The organism is Microbacterium sp. LWH10-1.2, assembly GCF_038397765.1.
GTDB lineage: Bacteria > Actinomycetota > Actinomycetes > Actinomycetales > Microbacteriaceae > Microbacterium > Microbacterium natoriense.
In genome coordinates this window covers 1,739,364-1,755,103 of the sequence record NZ_CP151638.1, presented here as the reverse complement: position 1 = coordinate 1,755,103, position 15,740 = coordinate 1,739,364, and the positions used below count along the sequence as shown (strand labels likewise).

Below are 15,740 nucleotides of genomic sequence, written 5' to 3'. Positions count from 1 at the left end.
GATCGGGGCTCTTTCTGTGTCACGGCTACGCTTCGCCGCGACGCTGGGTGCTCGGATTCGTCGCGGTGCTAGCTGATTGCTAGCTGAGCCTCTGAGTTCAGGTCGTTCCGACGTCCCGTGACCGTGCCGGAATGAGGGCGGCTGCAGCCTCCGCGTCGGCCAGCGCGGCGCTCTCGATCATGTGCCCGTACAGGTCGGTGCTCACCGTGATCGAGCTGTGGCCCAGACGTCGCTGCACGGCCTGCAGACCGCGGCCGGAGGCGAGCAGGATCGATGCGTGCAGGTGACGCAAGCTGTGGAACGTCACCGCGGGTAGAGCATCGCCCTGCAACGTCTCGTCGGCTCGGATCTCCGAGAGGCGACGCTCGCCCATGCCGTGCGCGCGTGCGAGTCGCTGCAGCTCGGCGGCATCCTGATCGGAGTCGAGCGCGTACACCCGGCGCTCTGCGTTGTACCGCTTGATCATGCGGGGGAGTGCGCGCGTGAGCTGCTCCGGCACGAGCGCCGAGCCGTCTTCGTTCGTGAACACGAGCGCGGCATCGTTGCGGTAGTCCGAGCCCCACGCTCGTGCGTCCTTCGTCTGCTGCAACTGCACATCGCGGAGCGTCTCGACCGTGCGCGCGTCGAGCATCACGATTCGACCTTCGCCCGCTGCCGTCTTCGGCGCGCCGACGATCACCTCACGCCCGACCTGCACCGCCTGCTGCGCGACGATCAGCCGCGCCGCTGAGAGGTCGACGTCGATCCAGCGGAGTCCAGCGAGCTCGCCGCGCCGCAGGCCCGTGGCGGCGGCGACCCAGAAGACGGGTGCCATGCGCTCGCGGCGGCCGGCCATCCAGTCGACGAGCCGAGCGAACTGCTCCGGCTGCATCATGGCGCGGCGCGTCTTCGGCGCCCGCACGGCGTCGCGGCGACGTGTGGGGTCGTCGGCGATCATCCCGCGCCGGTACGCGTCGCGGAGCGCGCTCTGCAGCACGGCGAAGACGCGGGCGTGCGTCGTGAGCTTGCCGGGGATTGCCTTGTGCAGGTGTCGTTCGAGGTCGTCGAGCGTGTCTGCCGTGACGTCGCGCAGCCGCTCGCCGCCGATCACGTCGCGGATGATCGCGGACAGGCGCTTGTACTCGGCGAGCGTCGCCGGGCGCAGTGCGTTGGATCCGCTCGAGCGACGTTCGAGCCAGCTCGCCAGCCATTCGCCCAGCGTGTCGCCGCGGCGTGCTGCGGCCGGCGCGCGGCGCAGCGTCTCGATCGCCTCCGCGCGAGCGCGGAGCGCCGCACTGCGCGAGCTGTAGCCGCTGCCGGTCGCCTGGACTCGCTTACCGGCGCGCACGGCGCTGGCAGCGTACGCCCAGGGGCAGCCGCACGCCGTCTTGCCGTCGGGCCGCACCCGGTGTGCGCAGCGGGCGCCGTGATTGCGCGGACACCGGCAGCGGGAGCCGCTGCATCCGGGGGTGTGGGTGCGTTCACAATCGCATGCGGTGTGGCGCTGGGAAACGCCGCCGCCGGTTCGTGCAGTCGTCATGCTCATCAGGACTTGTCCTTCTTGGGTCGCCCTACTTTGGCTGCTGGTAGGAGCTTCGCTTCGCGCGCTTGTCTGAGCCAGACATCGGCGGTCTGTACGTGCACGTGAAAGGCCTTTGCGAGCGCATGACGCGCCGCAAGCTTGGTCAGTTCCTGTCGACTCGCGCCGGCCGCTTGCGCCGCGTCGTACAGAGCCTGCTGGTCGCGGGCGAACTTAGCGATTCGCTCGAGCGAGGGTCGGGTAGTGCGAGGGCGGTTCTCGGGCTCCACCTCTCGCTCGACGGCGCCAAGGGGCGTCTTTGGCGCATCGTTCTCCAGGTAGTCGACTGCGACGGTCGCCAGAAAGCCGTCATGGAGCTGAGCGGCATCGTTCAACGTATCCCGGCCGTACGGTGCAACCGTCTTGCGGAGCAGGGTCGGCACGCCGTTTCGGCGCTCGGCGATGACTTCATACAGCACGCCGTGGTCGTAGTCGACAATCGTGATTCCCTCCAGTATCTGACGCGGTGTCGTTCTCTCTAGGAACGCGCTGTAGAGCGGGCCGGAGGTCGAGACGAAAGCAGCGGCGTCGGGTGTATCGAACTGTCGCGAAAGGTCATCCCAGCGCGATACGTACGCGAAGTGAGGGCGGATCAGGAGAGAGTTCATGCCTTGATTATACGCAGTCACACATAAACCAAAGCAACTAATGATTATTGCTTGTGGATAGGCTTACCGCATGGACAAGGACACACCGACACCACCCCGGCACGTCGCACTCGGCGAGCTGCGCGACATCCCGGCTCGTATGTCGCTTCCGACCGCCGGCCGGCTCATCGCCGGACTGAGTCGGGCGCGTTCATACGAGCTGCATCGTCTCGGGGAGTTCCCGGCTCCCGTGCAGCAGATCGGAGCGCGGTTCTACGTTCGCGGCTCCGACGTGCTGCGGGCTCTTGGGTTCGATCCCGAGGTCGTGTTGCTCGGAGTTCGCACCTCAACGAACACCGAAAGCGTACGGGGAGGCTGACCCCATGACCTGGACTCGCCTCTCTGACGACTTCGCCGACCGCGCAGACATCATGGGGCTCTCTGCAGAGGCCTTCCGGCTGCACATCGTCGGTCTGGTGTGGGCGAACCGGATGCTGCTTGACGGTCTCATTCCGAAGCGTTCAGCGGCCGTGTTGGCAGCGCTCGCTGGCCTCGACGATGTTCAGCATGTCGTTGCGGAACTACTGGTCGCTGGGCTGTGGATCGATGCCGAGACCTCGTACCAGATCGAGTGGAAGGACCAGGAGAGCGCCGCGATAGTCAAGGAGCGCAAGACGGCCAACGCAGAGAAGAACCGTACCTGGCGTGAGCGCAGTCGGCTGCACTCCGCTGGCGACCACTCGAAATGCACACGCTGCTCAGCCGTGCGTGACCAGTCACGCGACCAGTCACATGACAAGTCAGTGACCGCTACCCGTACCCGTCCCGAGCCCGACCCGACCCCTAGGGAGGAAGAGGGCGAGGGGAAGGAAAGCGCGGGGTCTGACACCGCCGCTCCCTCCGCTACCGCTGCGGGCGCGTCGCCCTCAGACCCCTTGGAGCGAATGCGAGCGATCAGAGCAGTAGGAAGGAAGACGGCATGACGATTCTCGATCTCACCGTGCGCACGCTCACCCGAGAGGGGCAGACGTGGCTACTGCGCTTCCCCCACATTCGGAACTGGTTTCACGCGGATCCGGAGACGGATGCTGCGACCTACCGAGGTCTGACCCTCGATGACATCGCGACCGCACTCGGCTACGCGACATCACTCGTCGCCATCGCGAGTGCCTACCTCCGTGTCCTCCTCGAACTCGACGATTGCGATGACATCTTCTGCCAGGTCGATGAAGGTGATCCATCGATACACGTCTCAACAAGCGTGCCGAACGCTCGCCAGAGCATCACACGAGCGATCGCAGAGGCGGCCAAGGTGCTCTCCGGAGAGGCGAGCACGACGGGCGCGACCGACGCGGCCTCAGACCTGATCGTGCGACAGCGCGACCGAGGCCGCCGGGAGTCGATCGACAGGCGTCTCGCGGTGCTCGCGCAGGGGGATGAGGCGCTGCACAGCCGCTTCCTGGCGCGAATCCCCAACATGTTCACCCACCTCGACGCCGCGGAGGCGGCCGTGAGCGAACTCGAATCACAGGTATCCGCCGCCGACGTTCAGCTCGCCGCAGCGAGAGCGGTCGCTGCACGCACGCACGCCGAGCCCGGCATGCTCACCCACGTCAACGAGCACACGATGGAAGGAAGCCAGCCATGAGTACCCGCCCGACGAGTCACCTGCCCACGGCGCCAGGTGCCGACTACTCCCGCCCCTGCGCCGACTGCAACGGCGACGCCATCCTGATTGCGAGTCCGGCCCCGAACGGCGCACGCATCGCCGTCCTGCACGAGCCCGGCTGCCCGTTCTACGCGCAGTGGGCCAATGAACGAGAGGCACAGGCATGACCGCCTCCGTCCTTCCTCTCCGCTGCGACCTCTGCGGCGGTCCCGTCGCGCCGACACCCGCCGCGCTCGCCGCAGGGGGGATGCATCCGCGTTGCGCCGTGCCAGAGCAGCTGTATGCCTCCCTCACCGCCTCCGCAGGCGGACCGGGCGTCGATGAGCTGATCCTTGCGCGCTGGGCGCTCAGAATCGCCGCCAGGCGCTCAGCGCGGTCTGAGCGGCCAGGAAGCCCAAACACGCAGACAGGCGCCAATGCACAACAACGAGTCCTCGCCGTGCGGAGGCCCAAGCCTCGTGCAGCACAGCGGAAGCTACCGGACCCAATCGTCGGCGCCGTTCGGCTCATGGCCATCGTCGACAATGCGGGAGCGAATGCGCGAGCGAGCGCCGTGCTCCGGGTTTCAGAGCAGGTGATCGGCGTAAAGGCCGCGCAGCAGGCATGGAATCTGCTCATCGCGAAGCGCGTGCTGAGGTTCAACCCTGAGAGGCCGCTTGAAGCTACGACAATGGCGGCCATCGATCGCGAGGCATGGGCGCCCGTCTTGCTGGATCTGTTCGCCCAGAGCCGGACGGTGAACCGATGAGCGCACAGTGGATCGGGGCCGAACATGCGCGCTTGCTCGAAGCGTTTCACGACGACGACGCGCCGACTGCCGATGAGCTCGAGTTCCTCGCGACCCTCAGCGGGCGAGCAGACTCGCGCGGCGAAGTCTCCGCCTCGCGCGCGGAGCTCGCGCAGAGTCTCGGATGGGCGGAGCGATCCGTTGGCGCGGCTATCAGCTGGGCGCAATGGCGCGGAAGTCTCACGCTGCGTCGCGTGAGTAGCAAGTCCGAGCCACCTGCCTACCGATTCAGACTTCGCGAATGGCCACATGGCCCCTCGCACCAGGCACCCGGCGCGTAGGCCGGGTGGGCGTCGCCGATCGGCACGCCCTTGCCGGGGTGGCGATGGTTCCCGTCACCCCGGCATCTCTTCCGCACAACGAGAGGATTCCGCCCATGTCCACAATCACCACGCCGCTCGCTGCGGCACGAGCGAAGTTCGCGGAGTACGCCGCCGACCGAGCTGTCCGCCCGCGGGCTGTCTGCGCGGTCTGCGGCGGAATCGTCGCCGCCGGCACTGGCGTCACCGACGGCGAGCCAACGGCAGCCGCACTCAATATCGATGCCCGGCGTCGCCGTGAGAGCCTGCCCGCCCTCCACGGATGGACGCGCATGCACACCGGGTGCAACGATCCCGTGGCCGTCGTGCGCACACTGACCGGGCTGAGCGTGAACGACACGATCGCACAGGACGCGCTCTGGGCAGTGCAGCCGCCGCGACTCGTCGGCGACGACGGACGTCCGCTGCCTCAGGTCGCCCCGGTCTTCGCATGCAGGTTCGCGGAGCTCAGCTCTGCATCGGCTTGGGCTGGCGGTGCATGGAAGCACGTGAAGGAGACGTCCCGCGACGCACTCGCAGAGGCAGTCAGGGACGCTGAGCACCAGCGCTACTTCGATACGGAGGCGCACCGTTGCACCGACGGGCCGTGCGGTGCATGCGGTGTCGCACTCTCACGAGGCTGGCGGCAGTCACCGATCCGCTGGAAGGATGGCGCTCCAGCCCCGTGGTGTGCGGAATGCGCTCAGGTTGCAGACAGGCGCCCCGCATCAAGGGAGATCCTCCGACTGCGCGCCGTCGCGCTCGAAGCGCTTAGCGGGGCGTCCGGCGCCGACATGAGCGTCCGCTACGGCGAGCACATGCGGCTGTTCGCGGAGCTCGTCGACCCGGGGCATCCGGGCACCGCCGAGCGCTGGGAGTACGCAGCCGATACCTGGGCCGAGGTGCGCGAGAGCGCGCGCCTGAATTACCCGAGCTCGCTGCCCGATGGCCTGCGTCAGGACTACCAGGCCCGCGTCAACGAGATCAGGCGCACCGCCATCGCCGAGCAGCGTGCGCTCGAGGAAGCCGAAGCGCGACAAGCTGACGCCGACCGCGGCTGGCCGATCTGAACCCGAGCATCGACGGCTGAGCGGCAGGGCGCGGCTCAGCCGTCGATGACTTCGGCGTCGATGACGTCAAGCTCGAAGACGTCCGCCTCTGTGGCGCCTCCCTGCGACCGGGAGAGCAGGTTCACCAGCTGCGCGATCTCCGCGGCGCTCGCGTTCACCTCGACGCGCTGCGGCTGATCCAGGCCGTCGAGCTGGGCCGCCCTCTGTGCCACCGCAACGGCCGCACGCATCGCCCCCGGCTTGCCACTCTCGGCATCGCGCACGGCGACCGGCCAGAGGAACTCGAGGCGCTCCCGCCACAGCGAGCGCAGCTCGGGCATCGACGGCTCCGGCAGCCGGCCGACATAGTTGCGGACCGCACGCAGCGCGTTCGGGCCGTTCGCGTATCCGACCGCAGCCGCGATCTCGTCCCACGTGGACCCGCGCACGCGTAACGCCCACGCGTCGGCTACGCGCTGCATTGACTTCGCGTTGGGCTTTCGCGTTGTCATTTGCTTGTCATTTGACATGAAACCTACTTTACGCGTGGCGGCGCCCATCGCCGTAGAGAGACCACGCGTAGGCCGCCTCCCGGCGCCTGCCATCCTGAACGTCCTGTTGCTGATTGCCGAGGTCGATCTCGAGTGAGGCGATCTTGTCTGTGCCGCTGACTGGGAGCGCGAGCCGAACACGCCAACGAGCGATCGCCCGTATTTGGCTGAACGCGTCGATAGGGAGAAACCAGCGGGCGTAGAGCGGGGCCGTCCCTGGACCACCAACAGCAACACCATCGGTTCGTATCTCGGGACGACGACGAGCGGCCTTGCCTGAAGGGGGTGAATCGGTGAAGACCTCGCCCCTAGCGTGGAACTCACCGCCGATCGCCTCAGCGTGGGCAAGGTGGTAGGGGAGGAAGGGAGTCGAATCGTCTGAAGAGTCGAAGTACGCCTTGACCCACAAGCTCATTGCCAAAGCGCCGGGCGGGGCTGAGTAGCCGCGGTCGAAGACATACAGCGCCGCGGCGATGGCTGAGATCTGCGGTACGTGTACCGCCGGATAGAGCATTCGTAGTAGCTCGTGACGCTTGGCGCTGCGTGTCCTCGTCCCAGCACGGATTGGCACCTCAAGCTGTCCGCCACCTTCCGCGCCGACCTTCACCAAGTACGGCGCTCGATCAGTTCGAAAGAGTAGGGCGACCACTCTCTCCTCAGGTGAGACCGCCAGAGCAACATGGCGTACAAGCTCGGGGGCCACCTCATCGAAACGGGCTTCGAATTGCGCCCACCATGTTGCCGGATCAGTGCCGTCGAGGGGGTGCACGATGCCAGTCTTGTCGTCGACCCCAATCACGTAGATGATGTGATCACCTCGTGCCTGATTGGCCGCCGCAGCGAGCTGCCGTGCTTTGTCGATTCCTGGCCAGTCCCTCTTGAATTCGATCCGGTCGTCCTCGGGATTCACCCCTGCCTTGACGGCGTCGACCGCTTGCAAGACAAGTGCTTCGAGTTGAGTCGCATTCACGCCCTCATCATGGCGTGAATGCGATCTCCCTGTCACTCGACGGGAGAGCCGCCGAGCTTGTCGAGCACGTCTCTGTCGTCCCCCGAGGCGAGCCAGCGCTCACCGCTGACTGTGTAGCTCTCGACGTCGCCGGTGCGGGCCAGGTAACGGTTCTTCGCATCCTCGTCATCGAACACAATGAGGATGGTGAACCCGCAGAAGACCCCGTGAGCACCTTCGGACAGCATGTCCTCGCCTACTTCCAACGTCTTGTCGCACGCGCCGCCGGCGTCGACGTAGGCGCTCTTCAGAGCCTCAGGCGACGAGTAGGAGGCAGGGGCCCCTGAGCACGCGGTGAGCGCGGTGGCGAGGATGCCGAGTGCAAGCGTGGCGGCGACGCGGGGTGTGGTTCTCTTCACGGTCAGTCTCCTTCAAGTGTGGCTAGCCATCATCGTGATGACTAGCCATAACGTAGCGCAGAGCTCCGACGGCTGGGCTGGTGTCGTGACCTCTCCCGTAGCTGACCCCGATTTCGAAGCGCTCCGACTCCATCTGGCGAAACTGCGCCATGCCCGTGGGTGGAGCTACGACGAGTTGGCTGCGCGATCGGGCGTCGGTCGTGCAACGATCGTGGCCCTCGAGTCCGGTCGTCCCCGGCGCAACCCTACGAAGCCAGCGACGACTGGCACTCTGGCCACATGGTTCCGCATCGCCCAGGCATTCGAGATCGACTTGGGAGAGTTGGTGCGTCCGCTCTATGGTGCACACCCCGGCTCTTCTGCCTAGGTGATTTCTGCCACGTGGCCGGTCCTCGGTTGGTCGCGGTTGCTCAATGTTCGCGGTCGACCGCCGGACGACGAAAGCTCTGGCCAGCCTCAGGCTGGGGGTTTGCGATACTCAGCCACTCGTCCCAATCGTCATCGAGCATCCCGCGCTGGAAGGCCGCTAGCTGACGGCGTTCAGCCGCAAAGTAGGCTGCCAGCGCGTTAGCGACCGTCGGCCTCTGGCCCTCGAGGATTTCGGCGGCGCGGCTCACATACTCCATGGTGTCCCATAGCAAGTCCTGCACGTCGACTAGCTCGCCTCCGATTCGTGCAGCCAACGTTACGGGAATGTCCTCGGGCCCGGCGGCGACCATTGGACGAGTAGTTCGACGTTCGACGAGTTCGATGCCGGGTGCGAGCGGCGGGTTTGGCTGCGCAAAATCGATCCACCACTCACCTGGCCCTGCAGGGTGATCTGTGACGTGATTGAACGGCATCGGAAACTGTGGATCAGCGATGAGCGAAAGAGTTAGCGGTTCTCGATGCTTGTCGAAACGATGAAGGTCGTTGAGCAGCTCTGGCAGGGAGGCGCCCGTCACGAACGGTTGAATTGAACGTATCTGGGCGATCTTTCGTTTCCCGAGATGTGCGATGTGCTTGCGTGCCGCATGCGAGTTCCAGATGGCTTCCGTCGCGGCGATGGGGAACGCGGTCTGGACGTCTTCTTGCCTCGTCCAGGTCAGTTGAGGGTTGGCGTGAGAGGCAGCAAAGACGGCCCGATCAAGCGTGGCACGGGCTTGGAACAGGATGTTGCTGAGCTTGTACTCGAGCTCGACTGGTACGAGCTCTCCGCGCGCGCGAACGACGTACACCGCGCGCCGGTGGTCTGGATCAAATCGCGGAACTGCTAGCACTTTGATCTGAGTCTTGTGGTGAGCGGCAGATTCGCCGATGAAGTCCAGCGATTCTTGCATCAGGATGCCAATGCGCTTGAAATGGCGACTCGGTTCTTTCGATTGGCTCATGCCGACATCATGGCCTACTTGATGAGTTAGTCGTGATGCACTGATCTCCCCGATCTTCTGAGCGCGTCATGTCTGTGGCGGCGGCGACCTACGCCTAGCTTGCGCTGTCGTTCGAAGACGGGAGGGTAGGGGGGTGCAGTCTTTGCTAGCTATCGGCTAACTGTTTGCTAGCAAACGGTCCGTACACGGTGCAGCACGTTCCGTCAGTCGTGAGCGAGTCGTGCCCAGGTAGCGAGCGGGATCCGAGACGCAACCGACACGATCCGGGTACGCCCGATGCACACACCTCATCTCTCTCTTAATCAGTGGGTTCAGGGTTCAAGTCCCTGGGGGTGCACGGATAAGCCTCGGAGACTCTCGCCAGTCTCCGAGGCTTTTCTGCATCCGTGGCGAAGAAGCCACGTGTCGGCTTTCGCGCGGGAGCGCGCGGCTCAGGTGAGCAGCACCGAGAGTGCGTGAATCTCCTCGTCGGTCAGCCCCAACCCCTCCGCCGCATAGGTGCGCATGCCGCCGAAGCGCTCATCGACCTCCGCGAAGGCCGCGGCGAGGTAGCTCTCGCGCACACCGAGGACGGGAAGGAGCACGTCACGCTCCACACCGTGTGCCTCCGCCTGCTGCAGCAGCGGTTCCAGGGCGGGCAGAAGGTCGGTGTTGGTCTGGAGGTAGTCGTCGTACACGTCGTCGATGTCGGCGCCGAGAAGCGAGAGCACTGACGCCGCCGCCCACCCGGTGCGGTCCTTGCCGGTGGTGCAGTGGAACAGGGCAGCACCCTGACGGTCGCCGTCGATCAGGCTCAGGAAGAACGAGCGGTAGGCGCTCACGGCCGAAGGCATCCGGACCAGGTCGCGATAGGTCTCCTCGAACAGCGCCTCACCGCGGCCGTTCGCGAGAGTCGACGCGAAGGCTCCCGGATCGGCGGCGAGCTCTGCAAGGCCCGCGGCCACGCTGGTCGGGCTGTCGGCGAGCACGTCCAGGTTCCGGCCCATCGTGCCGGCCGGGAGGTTGTCCGGTGACGCGGCGGCCTCGTCCGCTGTGCGCAGGTCGTACACCGTGCGCACGTCGGCCGTGGCGAACCAGTGCTGGTCGATATCGGTCAGCGACGAGAGCGTCGCCGACCGATACAGGACACCGCGTTTCACGGTCCCGTGCTCGGTGGGGATCCCGCCGAGATCGCGCAGGTTCGGCGCGCTGGCGAGGGGGACCGTGCGGTCGTGGGTGTCATTCATGCTCTTATCTCCTTCGAGAGGTCTTCGCTGGTGGATGGTGCTGGTCGCGTCGGGACGGGTGCCGGACGCGAGAGGAGCTCGAGGACCGCGAGCGCGCCGATGCCGACGAGAGCGGTGCCCACGATCATCCCGGGCGTGAGTGGCCGCATGAGCAGGATGAACGCGGCGCAGGAGGCGCCGATGAGGATCCGAAGCGGTCTCTTGCCGCGCTCCACGCGCTCCCCGAAGACTCCTGTGGTGAAGCCGTGCGCTTCCGCGCTGCTCCTGAACGCGGTGGTCGCGCGGCGCGCGTGCTGTCGGAGACCGAGAGCCCAGCGCGACGGGCCTGCGAGGAGCGCGATCACCAGCACGGCGGCGGAGAGGGTGCCCAGCACGAGAGTCATGCTCGCGACGAATCCGAGGACCTCGCTGTAGACGGCCAGCGCCGCGTCGTGCGGGATGGCGGAGGCAACGGCCAGCGCGAACACGTTCCGCCCGGCGTCGACGCCGATCCCCAGCAGCAGCATCATCACCAGGACGGCTCCGGATGCCCAGGCCGCCGCGCGCGCCCGGCTGCGAGCCGACAGCACGCCCGCGACGAGGGCGATCAGCATGAGCCAGGGCACCCACACGCCGATCGCGACGACGAGGTGGTACACGGCGAGGTAGAGGCCGACGGAATCGCCCTCGGCGATCACGATCGACCGAGTGATCGTCGGAATGCGGTCGGCGAGGGGAAAGCCATCGGCGACGAGCTCGTCCTTCACCGCCTGGATGATCGGCTCGAGCTGCAGTTCGACCTGGCCGGCGCCGATCGTGATCGCCGCGTCCTCCCTGCCCGTGGCCGTGTTCACCAGCTGGCGATGGGTGAACTCGAGCGCGTCGGCCCAGATCGCCGCGAAGGCGTCCGACGTGATGAAGCCCGTCACCGTCGTCTCCATCAGGGTTCGGATGCCGGACACGGCAGGAGCCTGCAGAAGCGTCAGCGCTTCCTGGGCCCTCGGCCCGACGTCGAGATCCTGGAGACCGGCGAAGAGGTCGTCCGCGATGCGATCGATGTCGATCTGGGACTCGATCGCAGCGATGACCTGGTCGGCGACGAAGTCCTGCACGGCCGGATCCTTCGCCAGCGGTGCGAACGTGTCGACGAAGTAGGCGGTGTCGGTGAGCTGTCCGTGCGCCCAGGTCGAGACCACGGCGACGGGGGACAGCAACACGCCGACCGCGATCAGCGTCGTCGCCAGGAGCGTCCGGCCCCAGCGACGCGGTGGTCTGGTGTGCGGAACAGCCTCGGCAGTCTTCTCCGAATCGGTGGTGCTCCGCTCGCGCTCCTGATCGAGCGCGCGGGTGAGTTCGGCGTTGGCCGCGGTGAGTCGCGCGAGCTCCTCTGTGAGCTCTTCGGCTGTCTGCTGGACCATTCTTCGAGTCCTTACGGGGATGGGGGAGAAAGAGGAGGAAGACGGGTGGGGGGCGTGGCCGCCCCCCACCCGTCTTCCTCAGAGAACCTCCGGACGGGGCGCGACCCAGGAGCCGTCGAGGACGGACGGCCGCGGACGATACAGGCGCAACACGTAGTTCCAGCCGGGCATGATCGGCAGGGCGTTCGCTACGCCGTCCACTCGCACGCCGAAGCGCACGGTGACGCCGCCGTCGGCATCCGGAATCGCCGTGAGGCTGTTGATGCTGTTGACTCCGAGGGCGTTCTCCTCGAAGAAGCCTGCCGCGTTGTAGAGGGACACCGACCAGAACGCATCGACGGGGACATCGGCGAGGCGGAGCCGGTACTCGTCGACGGGGAGGTTCTCGTCGACGCTGATGTAGGTGGCCTCGTACTCGGGGAGTCCACCCCAGCCGGATGCCGTGCCGAGCAGGTGCATGATCGGATCCACCTCTTCTACCGTGCCGAAGGAATGGTCGTATTTGCTGACGCCGCGCGCGAGGTCGAGGATCGCGGCGCGCGTCGCAGTGTGCGATTCCTGATCGTAGACCGGCAACGGGAACGGTCCGGTGCCGCCTCCGACGATGCGGAGGGCGTCCTGCAGACGGTTCACCGTGGCGAGATCCTCGTCGTCCGCAGGGTCCACGAGGATGCGCACGATGATGCCCGCGTAGTCCGTGCCGACGAGTTCGCGGGTCAGCACGTGCTCACCGGGGTCGCGGAGGATGGCCTGGCCGTAGTGGTCCTGATTGATCACGAACACGGAGATGTACCGACCACGGGTGTTCGGGATCGTGATCGTCACGCCATCCCGGACGTCCACGATCGAACTGCTGTACAGGGTGTCGCGATTCTGGCGGATGATCGGCTGATCGTCGAGCGGCTTCAGCTGGTAGGTGTGGTTCCATACGCCGAGGCCCGAGCCGGCATCCAGCCGCGAGAACATGAGATCGGTCTCCGCCCTGGCGAAGTTCAGGACGTTGACCTCGATGGGTGACGTGTTGCGCGCTACGGGCGCGGGGCCCGCCGTGCCGGGTCCGAGACCGGAGGCCGCGCTCATGACAGCGCCTTCGACTTCAGCAGGGCGAACTCGTCCTGGGTGATCGTGCCGGCCTGCAGGAGCGCCGAAGCGGCGGCGATCTCGTCGCTGGGGCTCTTTCCGGCGAGCTCTCGGAGTGAGGCCCGTGCGGAGTCCTCGGCGTCCGCTGCCGCCCGCTGTCCGCGCTCGGCCATGCCCCCTCCCCGGGCGATGAGGTAGACCAGGGCGGTGAGGAAGGGCAGGAAGATCAGGAAGACGATCCACACCGCCTTCCACCAGCCGTTGAGCGCGCGGTCCCGGAACAGGTCGGTGATGATCGCGAACAGGGCGAACAGGTAGCTGATGAAGACGACGGCCCAGAGCATCCAGCTGAGGATTTCCCAGAAGTACATGTGTGATTCCTTTTTTCGTTGAGGAGCGGGCGCGCAGGTCGCGGCCCGACGGATGGATGAGTCAGAGCGAGCCGAGGCCCTTGCCGATCATGAGCACGCCGATGACGACGAGCAGCACGGTCGTGATCACCGCGTTCTCCCGCGCGAGCCACTCGCGGAGCGCCTCCATGGGCGCGCGGAGGCGCTCCGCGGCCAGGAGGTAGGCGACGACCGGGATGAGCACCGTGGAGACCGCGCAGAGCACGAACACCGAGGTCGCGATCGCGGCGGATGCCGAGGAGAGGCCGGCGCCGCCGATGAGCATTCCCGCGCTGGCGGCGATCAGCAGGTTCTTCGGACGGGGGATCGAGAGCAGCAGGCCGAGCCCCAGGGCGCGCGCGAAGGTGAAGGAATCGATGGCCGACATCCACGTCGGCAGCGCGGGCTCTGCGCCGGGCTCCGGCCGCCTGCGCCACTGCACGACGGCGAGGAGGAGCAGGAGCGCCGCGAGCACGAACTGGATGATCGCCCGTATCGGGTCCGGTCCATCGGAACCGGTCTTCGGGGGCAGTGCGCCCGCCACCAGCACGAAGACGGTCACGGGCACCACGATGCCGATGCCCCACCCCAGGAGGAAGCCGATCCCCGTGCGTCGAGCATTCGGCGAGAGCAGCATGAGGATGACGGCGACGATCGTGAGCGGACTGACGGCGATGGCGAGAGTGAGGGGCAGTATCTCCCCGATGACGGTGGCGAGCATGGTCAGGACCTTTCCGTGGTGGTGGGGCCATGGTCGACGCCGGTCAGCGCGCTCACCGCCGCACGGTTCGTCGAGTAGACGGGGTCGTCGTCGCCGATGATCCCGAAGCGGCTGAGGCGAGGACGTGCGCCGACGCGGGTGCGACTGAACGCGAGAACGATCTCCCTGTCCCGCAACCACGTGCGGAGCCCGTCGAAGGCGTGCGCCGCCGTCACGTCGACATCGGTGATGCCCTCCATGTCCACGACGAGGCTGTGCACCTGCTCGGAGCCTGCGGCCTCGACGGCTCTCTCGACGGCCTGTGCGAAGACCGTGCCGTTGGCGAAGAACAGGGGAGCGGACATCCGCACGACGATCACCCCGTCTGCGGTGAGGACACCGGTCGGCGCCTCGTCCAGCAGGGACGCACCGGGGTCGTCGTTCTCGGCGAGCACATCGATCGCGGGATTCGCGGCGCGACGGACGAGGTTCACCAGGGCCAGCACGAAGGCGACCACGATCCCGGCGATGGCCCCCACCAGCACGGTGACCAGGAGGCACACGGCCGCGATCCAGAACTCGAAGCGCGACAGGCGCCAGAGCCCGCGGAACTCCGAGACGCCGAGCAGCGGGACCACGGCGACGCCGACGATCGCCCCGATCGCGGGCGAGGGGATCTCCGCGAGCAGAGCCGTACCGAAGAGGAGCAGGAGGACGGTGCCGGCGGCCAGGACGAGAGAGGGGAGCTGGGTCCGCGATCCGGCCTGATCCATCGCCGCCGTCCGGCTCGTGGATGCGCCGACGGAGAAGGAGCCGCTCGCGCCCGCGGCGATGTTCGCCACCCCGAACGCCAGGAGGTCGCGGTTCGGTCGTGTCGGATAGCGGTGCCGCTCCCCGTAGGAGCGGGAGACGAGCAGCCCCTCCGTCGTCGCCACGGCCGTGAGGGCGAGGGCCGAAGGAACGAGAGCGATCCACTGATGCCAGTCGAGCACCGGCCAGGTGATCACCGGCGGCCCTGAGGGCACGGCGCCGAGGACCGCGACACCCGCATCACCGGCGTGCGTGAGAGCGACGACCGCCGTCGCGACCACGAGCACGACCAGCGCCCAGGGGACGATAGGGAGGGTCTTTCGCCCCAGGAGGAGCACGACGACAGCGGTTGCCGAGATCAGGATCGACCAGACGTTCGCGCCGAGGAGACCGGTGACGAGTGCCCCGCACTTCTCCGCGAACTCGGCGCCGGAGTCGATGTGGATGCCGAGCATCTTGGCGACCTGGGAGACGAGCACGTCGAGGGCGAGGCCCGCGATGAATCCGACGAGGATGGGAGTGGAGAGGAAGTTCGCGAGAAAGCCGAGCTTGAACGCGGACATCGCGAGGAAGAGCACACCGCAGATGATCGCCTGCGCGAGCGCCATCGTCGCATAGCCCTGTGATCCGGCCGCCGCGAGTCCGCCGATGGAGGAGGCGACCAGCGCCGCCGCCGAGGCATCGGGCGAGGCCACGAGCTGACGCGACGAGGTGACGATCGCCCACACGATCGTCGGAAGCACGAGCGCGTACAGGCCAGCGACCGGGGGCAGACCGGCGATCTGCGCGTAGCCGATGTTGATCGGGATGGAGATCGCGATCAGGGTGACCCCGGCGAGCAGCTCTCGGCCGAGGTTCCGGCGACTCAGGCCGGGGAGCAGACGGTTCATCGCTGCCAGC

18 protein-coding genes are annotated in these 15,740 nt (G+C 66.9%); 6 read left to right on the top strand and 12 right to left on the bottom strand.

Annotated elements, in window-relative coordinates; genetic code table 11:
- Positions 1 to 97: 97 nt before the first annotated feature.
- Together MRBLWH10_RS08420 and MRBLWH10_RS08415 are read right to left on the bottom strand one after the other, a co-directional pair.
- Positions 98 to 1,327, bottom strand: a complete 1,230-nt coding sequence (locus tag MRBLWH10_RS08420) for a tyrosine-type recombinase/integrase (protein ID WP_341942344.1) — start codon at positions 1,325 to 1,327, stop codon at positions 98 to 100.
- 197 nt (positions 1,328 to 1,524) lie between these two features.
- A complete protein-coding gene (locus tag MRBLWH10_RS08415; RefSeq protein ID WP_341942343.1) occupies positions 1,525 to 2,166 on the bottom strand; it encodes a hypothetical protein in 642 nt (213 codons plus the stop codon).
- A 70-nt stretch (positions 2,167 to 2,236) separates the two neighbouring features.
- Between MRBLWH10_RS08415 and MRBLWH10_RS08410 the strand changes: the two genes are divergently transcribed.
- The 6 genes from MRBLWH10_RS08410 (at position 2,237) to MRBLWH10_RS08385 (ending at position 5,970) form a co-directional block, all read left to right on the top strand.
- Complete coding sequence (locus MRBLWH10_RS08410) at positions 2,237 to 2,524, top strand: hypothetical protein (RefSeq protein ID WP_341942342.1); 288 nt, start codon at positions 2,237 to 2,239, stop codon at positions 2,522 to 2,524.
- A gap of 4 nt (positions 2,525 to 2,528) precedes the next feature.
- On the top strand, positions 2,529 to 3,128 hold the full coding sequence (locus tag MRBLWH10_RS08405) for a hypothetical protein (RefSeq protein WP_341942341.1): 600 nt from the start codon (positions 2,529 to 2,531) through the stop codon (positions 3,126 to 3,128).
- Entirely contained in the window at positions 3,125 to 3,793 is a 669-nt protein-coding gene (locus tag MRBLWH10_RS08400; protein ID WP_341942340.1) for a hypothetical protein, read from the top strand. Before MRBLWH10_RS08405 ends, MRBLWH10_RS08400 begins: the two co-directional genes overlap by 4 nt.
- Positions 3,790 to 3,981, top strand: coding sequence for a hypothetical protein (locus MRBLWH10_RS08395; protein WP_341942339.1), 192 nt, complete (start codon positions 3,790 to 3,792; stop codon positions 3,979 to 3,981). Before MRBLWH10_RS08400 ends, MRBLWH10_RS08395 begins: the two co-directional genes overlap by 4 nt.
- A 341-nt stretch (positions 3,982 to 4,322) precedes the next feature.
- Positions 4,323 to 4,562, top strand: a complete 240-nt coding sequence (locus MRBLWH10_RS08390) for a hypothetical protein (protein ID WP_341942338.1) — start codon at positions 4,323 to 4,325, stop codon at positions 4,560 to 4,562.
- Positions 4,563 to 4,887: 325 nt separating this feature from the next.
- The gene (locus MRBLWH10_RS08385; RefSeq protein WP_341942337.1) at positions 4,888 to 5,970 is read left to right on the top strand and encodes a hypothetical protein; all 1,083 of its coding nucleotides are present in this window, start codon (positions 4,888 to 4,890) and stop codon (positions 5,968 to 5,970) included.
- A gap of 35 nt (positions 5,971 to 6,005) precedes the next feature.
- Here the strand turns inward: MRBLWH10_RS08385 and MRBLWH10_RS08380 are convergent, their stop codons facing one another.
- The 10 genes from MRBLWH10_RS08380 to MRBLWH10_RS08335 all read right to left on the bottom strand — a co-directional run bounded on the left by MRBLWH10_RS08380 (position 6,006) and on the right by MRBLWH10_RS08335 (position 15,730).
- Positions 6,006 to 6,431 (bottom strand): hypothetical protein, encoded by a 426-nt coding sequence (locus tag MRBLWH10_RS08380; RefSeq protein ID WP_341942336.1) that lies wholly within the window; start codon positions 6,429 to 6,431, stop codon positions 6,006 to 6,008.
- A gap of 58 nt (positions 6,432 to 6,489) precedes the next feature.
- A complete protein-coding gene (locus MRBLWH10_RS08375) occupies positions 6,490 to 7,470 on the bottom strand; it encodes an ATP-binding protein (protein ID WP_341942335.1) in 981 nt (326 codons plus the stop codon).
- A 32-nt stretch (positions 7,471 to 7,502) separates the two neighbouring features.
- On the bottom strand, positions 7,503 to 7,868 hold the full coding sequence (locus tag MRBLWH10_RS08370) for a hypothetical protein (RefSeq protein WP_341942333.1): 366 nt from the start codon (positions 7,866 to 7,868) through the stop codon (positions 7,503 to 7,505).
- Positions 7,869 to 8,278: 410 nt separating this feature from the next.
- The gene (locus MRBLWH10_RS08365) at positions 8,279 to 9,238 is read right to left on the bottom strand and encodes a hypothetical protein (protein ID WP_341942332.1); all 960 of its coding nucleotides are present in this window, start codon (positions 9,236 to 9,238) and stop codon (positions 8,279 to 8,281) included.
- Positions 9,239 to 9,669: 431 nt separating this feature from the next.
- Positions 9,670 to 10,464 (bottom strand): tyrosine-protein phosphatase, encoded by a 795-nt coding sequence (locus MRBLWH10_RS08360; protein ID WP_341942331.1) that lies wholly within the window; start codon positions 10,462 to 10,464, stop codon positions 9,670 to 9,672.
- Positions 10,461 to 11,861: a hypothetical protein gene (locus MRBLWH10_RS08355; RefSeq protein WP_341942330.1), complete on the bottom strand. Its 1,401-nt coding sequence runs from the start codon at positions 11,859 to 11,861 to the stop codon at positions 10,461 to 10,463. The genes MRBLWH10_RS08360 and MRBLWH10_RS08355 overlap by 4 nt, the downstream gene beginning before the upstream one ends.
- A 78-nt stretch (positions 11,862 to 11,939) precedes the next feature.
- On the bottom strand, positions 11,940 to 12,941 hold the full coding sequence (locus MRBLWH10_RS08350) for a DUF1214 domain-containing protein (protein WP_341942329.1): 1,002 nt from the start codon (positions 12,939 to 12,941) through the stop codon (positions 11,940 to 11,942).
- On the bottom strand, positions 12,938 to 13,312 hold the full coding sequence (locus MRBLWH10_RS08345; protein ID WP_341942328.1) for a PLDc N-terminal domain-containing protein: 375 nt from the start codon (positions 13,310 to 13,312) through the stop codon (positions 12,938 to 12,940). Before MRBLWH10_RS08345 ends, MRBLWH10_RS08350 begins: the two co-directional genes overlap by 4 nt.
- A gap of 61 nt (positions 13,313 to 13,373) precedes the next feature.
- The gene (locus MRBLWH10_RS08340) at positions 13,374 to 14,051 is read right to left on the bottom strand and encodes a GAP family protein (protein ID WP_341942327.1); all 678 of its coding nucleotides are present in this window, start codon (positions 14,049 to 14,051) and stop codon (positions 13,374 to 13,376) included.
- 2 nt (positions 14,052 to 14,053) lie between these two features.
- Positions 14,054 to 15,730: a SulP family inorganic anion transporter gene (locus MRBLWH10_RS08335; protein ID WP_341942326.1), complete on the bottom strand. Its 1,677-nt coding sequence runs from the start codon at positions 15,728 to 15,730 to the stop codon at positions 14,054 to 14,056.
- Positions 15,731 to 15,740 lie beyond the last annotated feature (10 nt).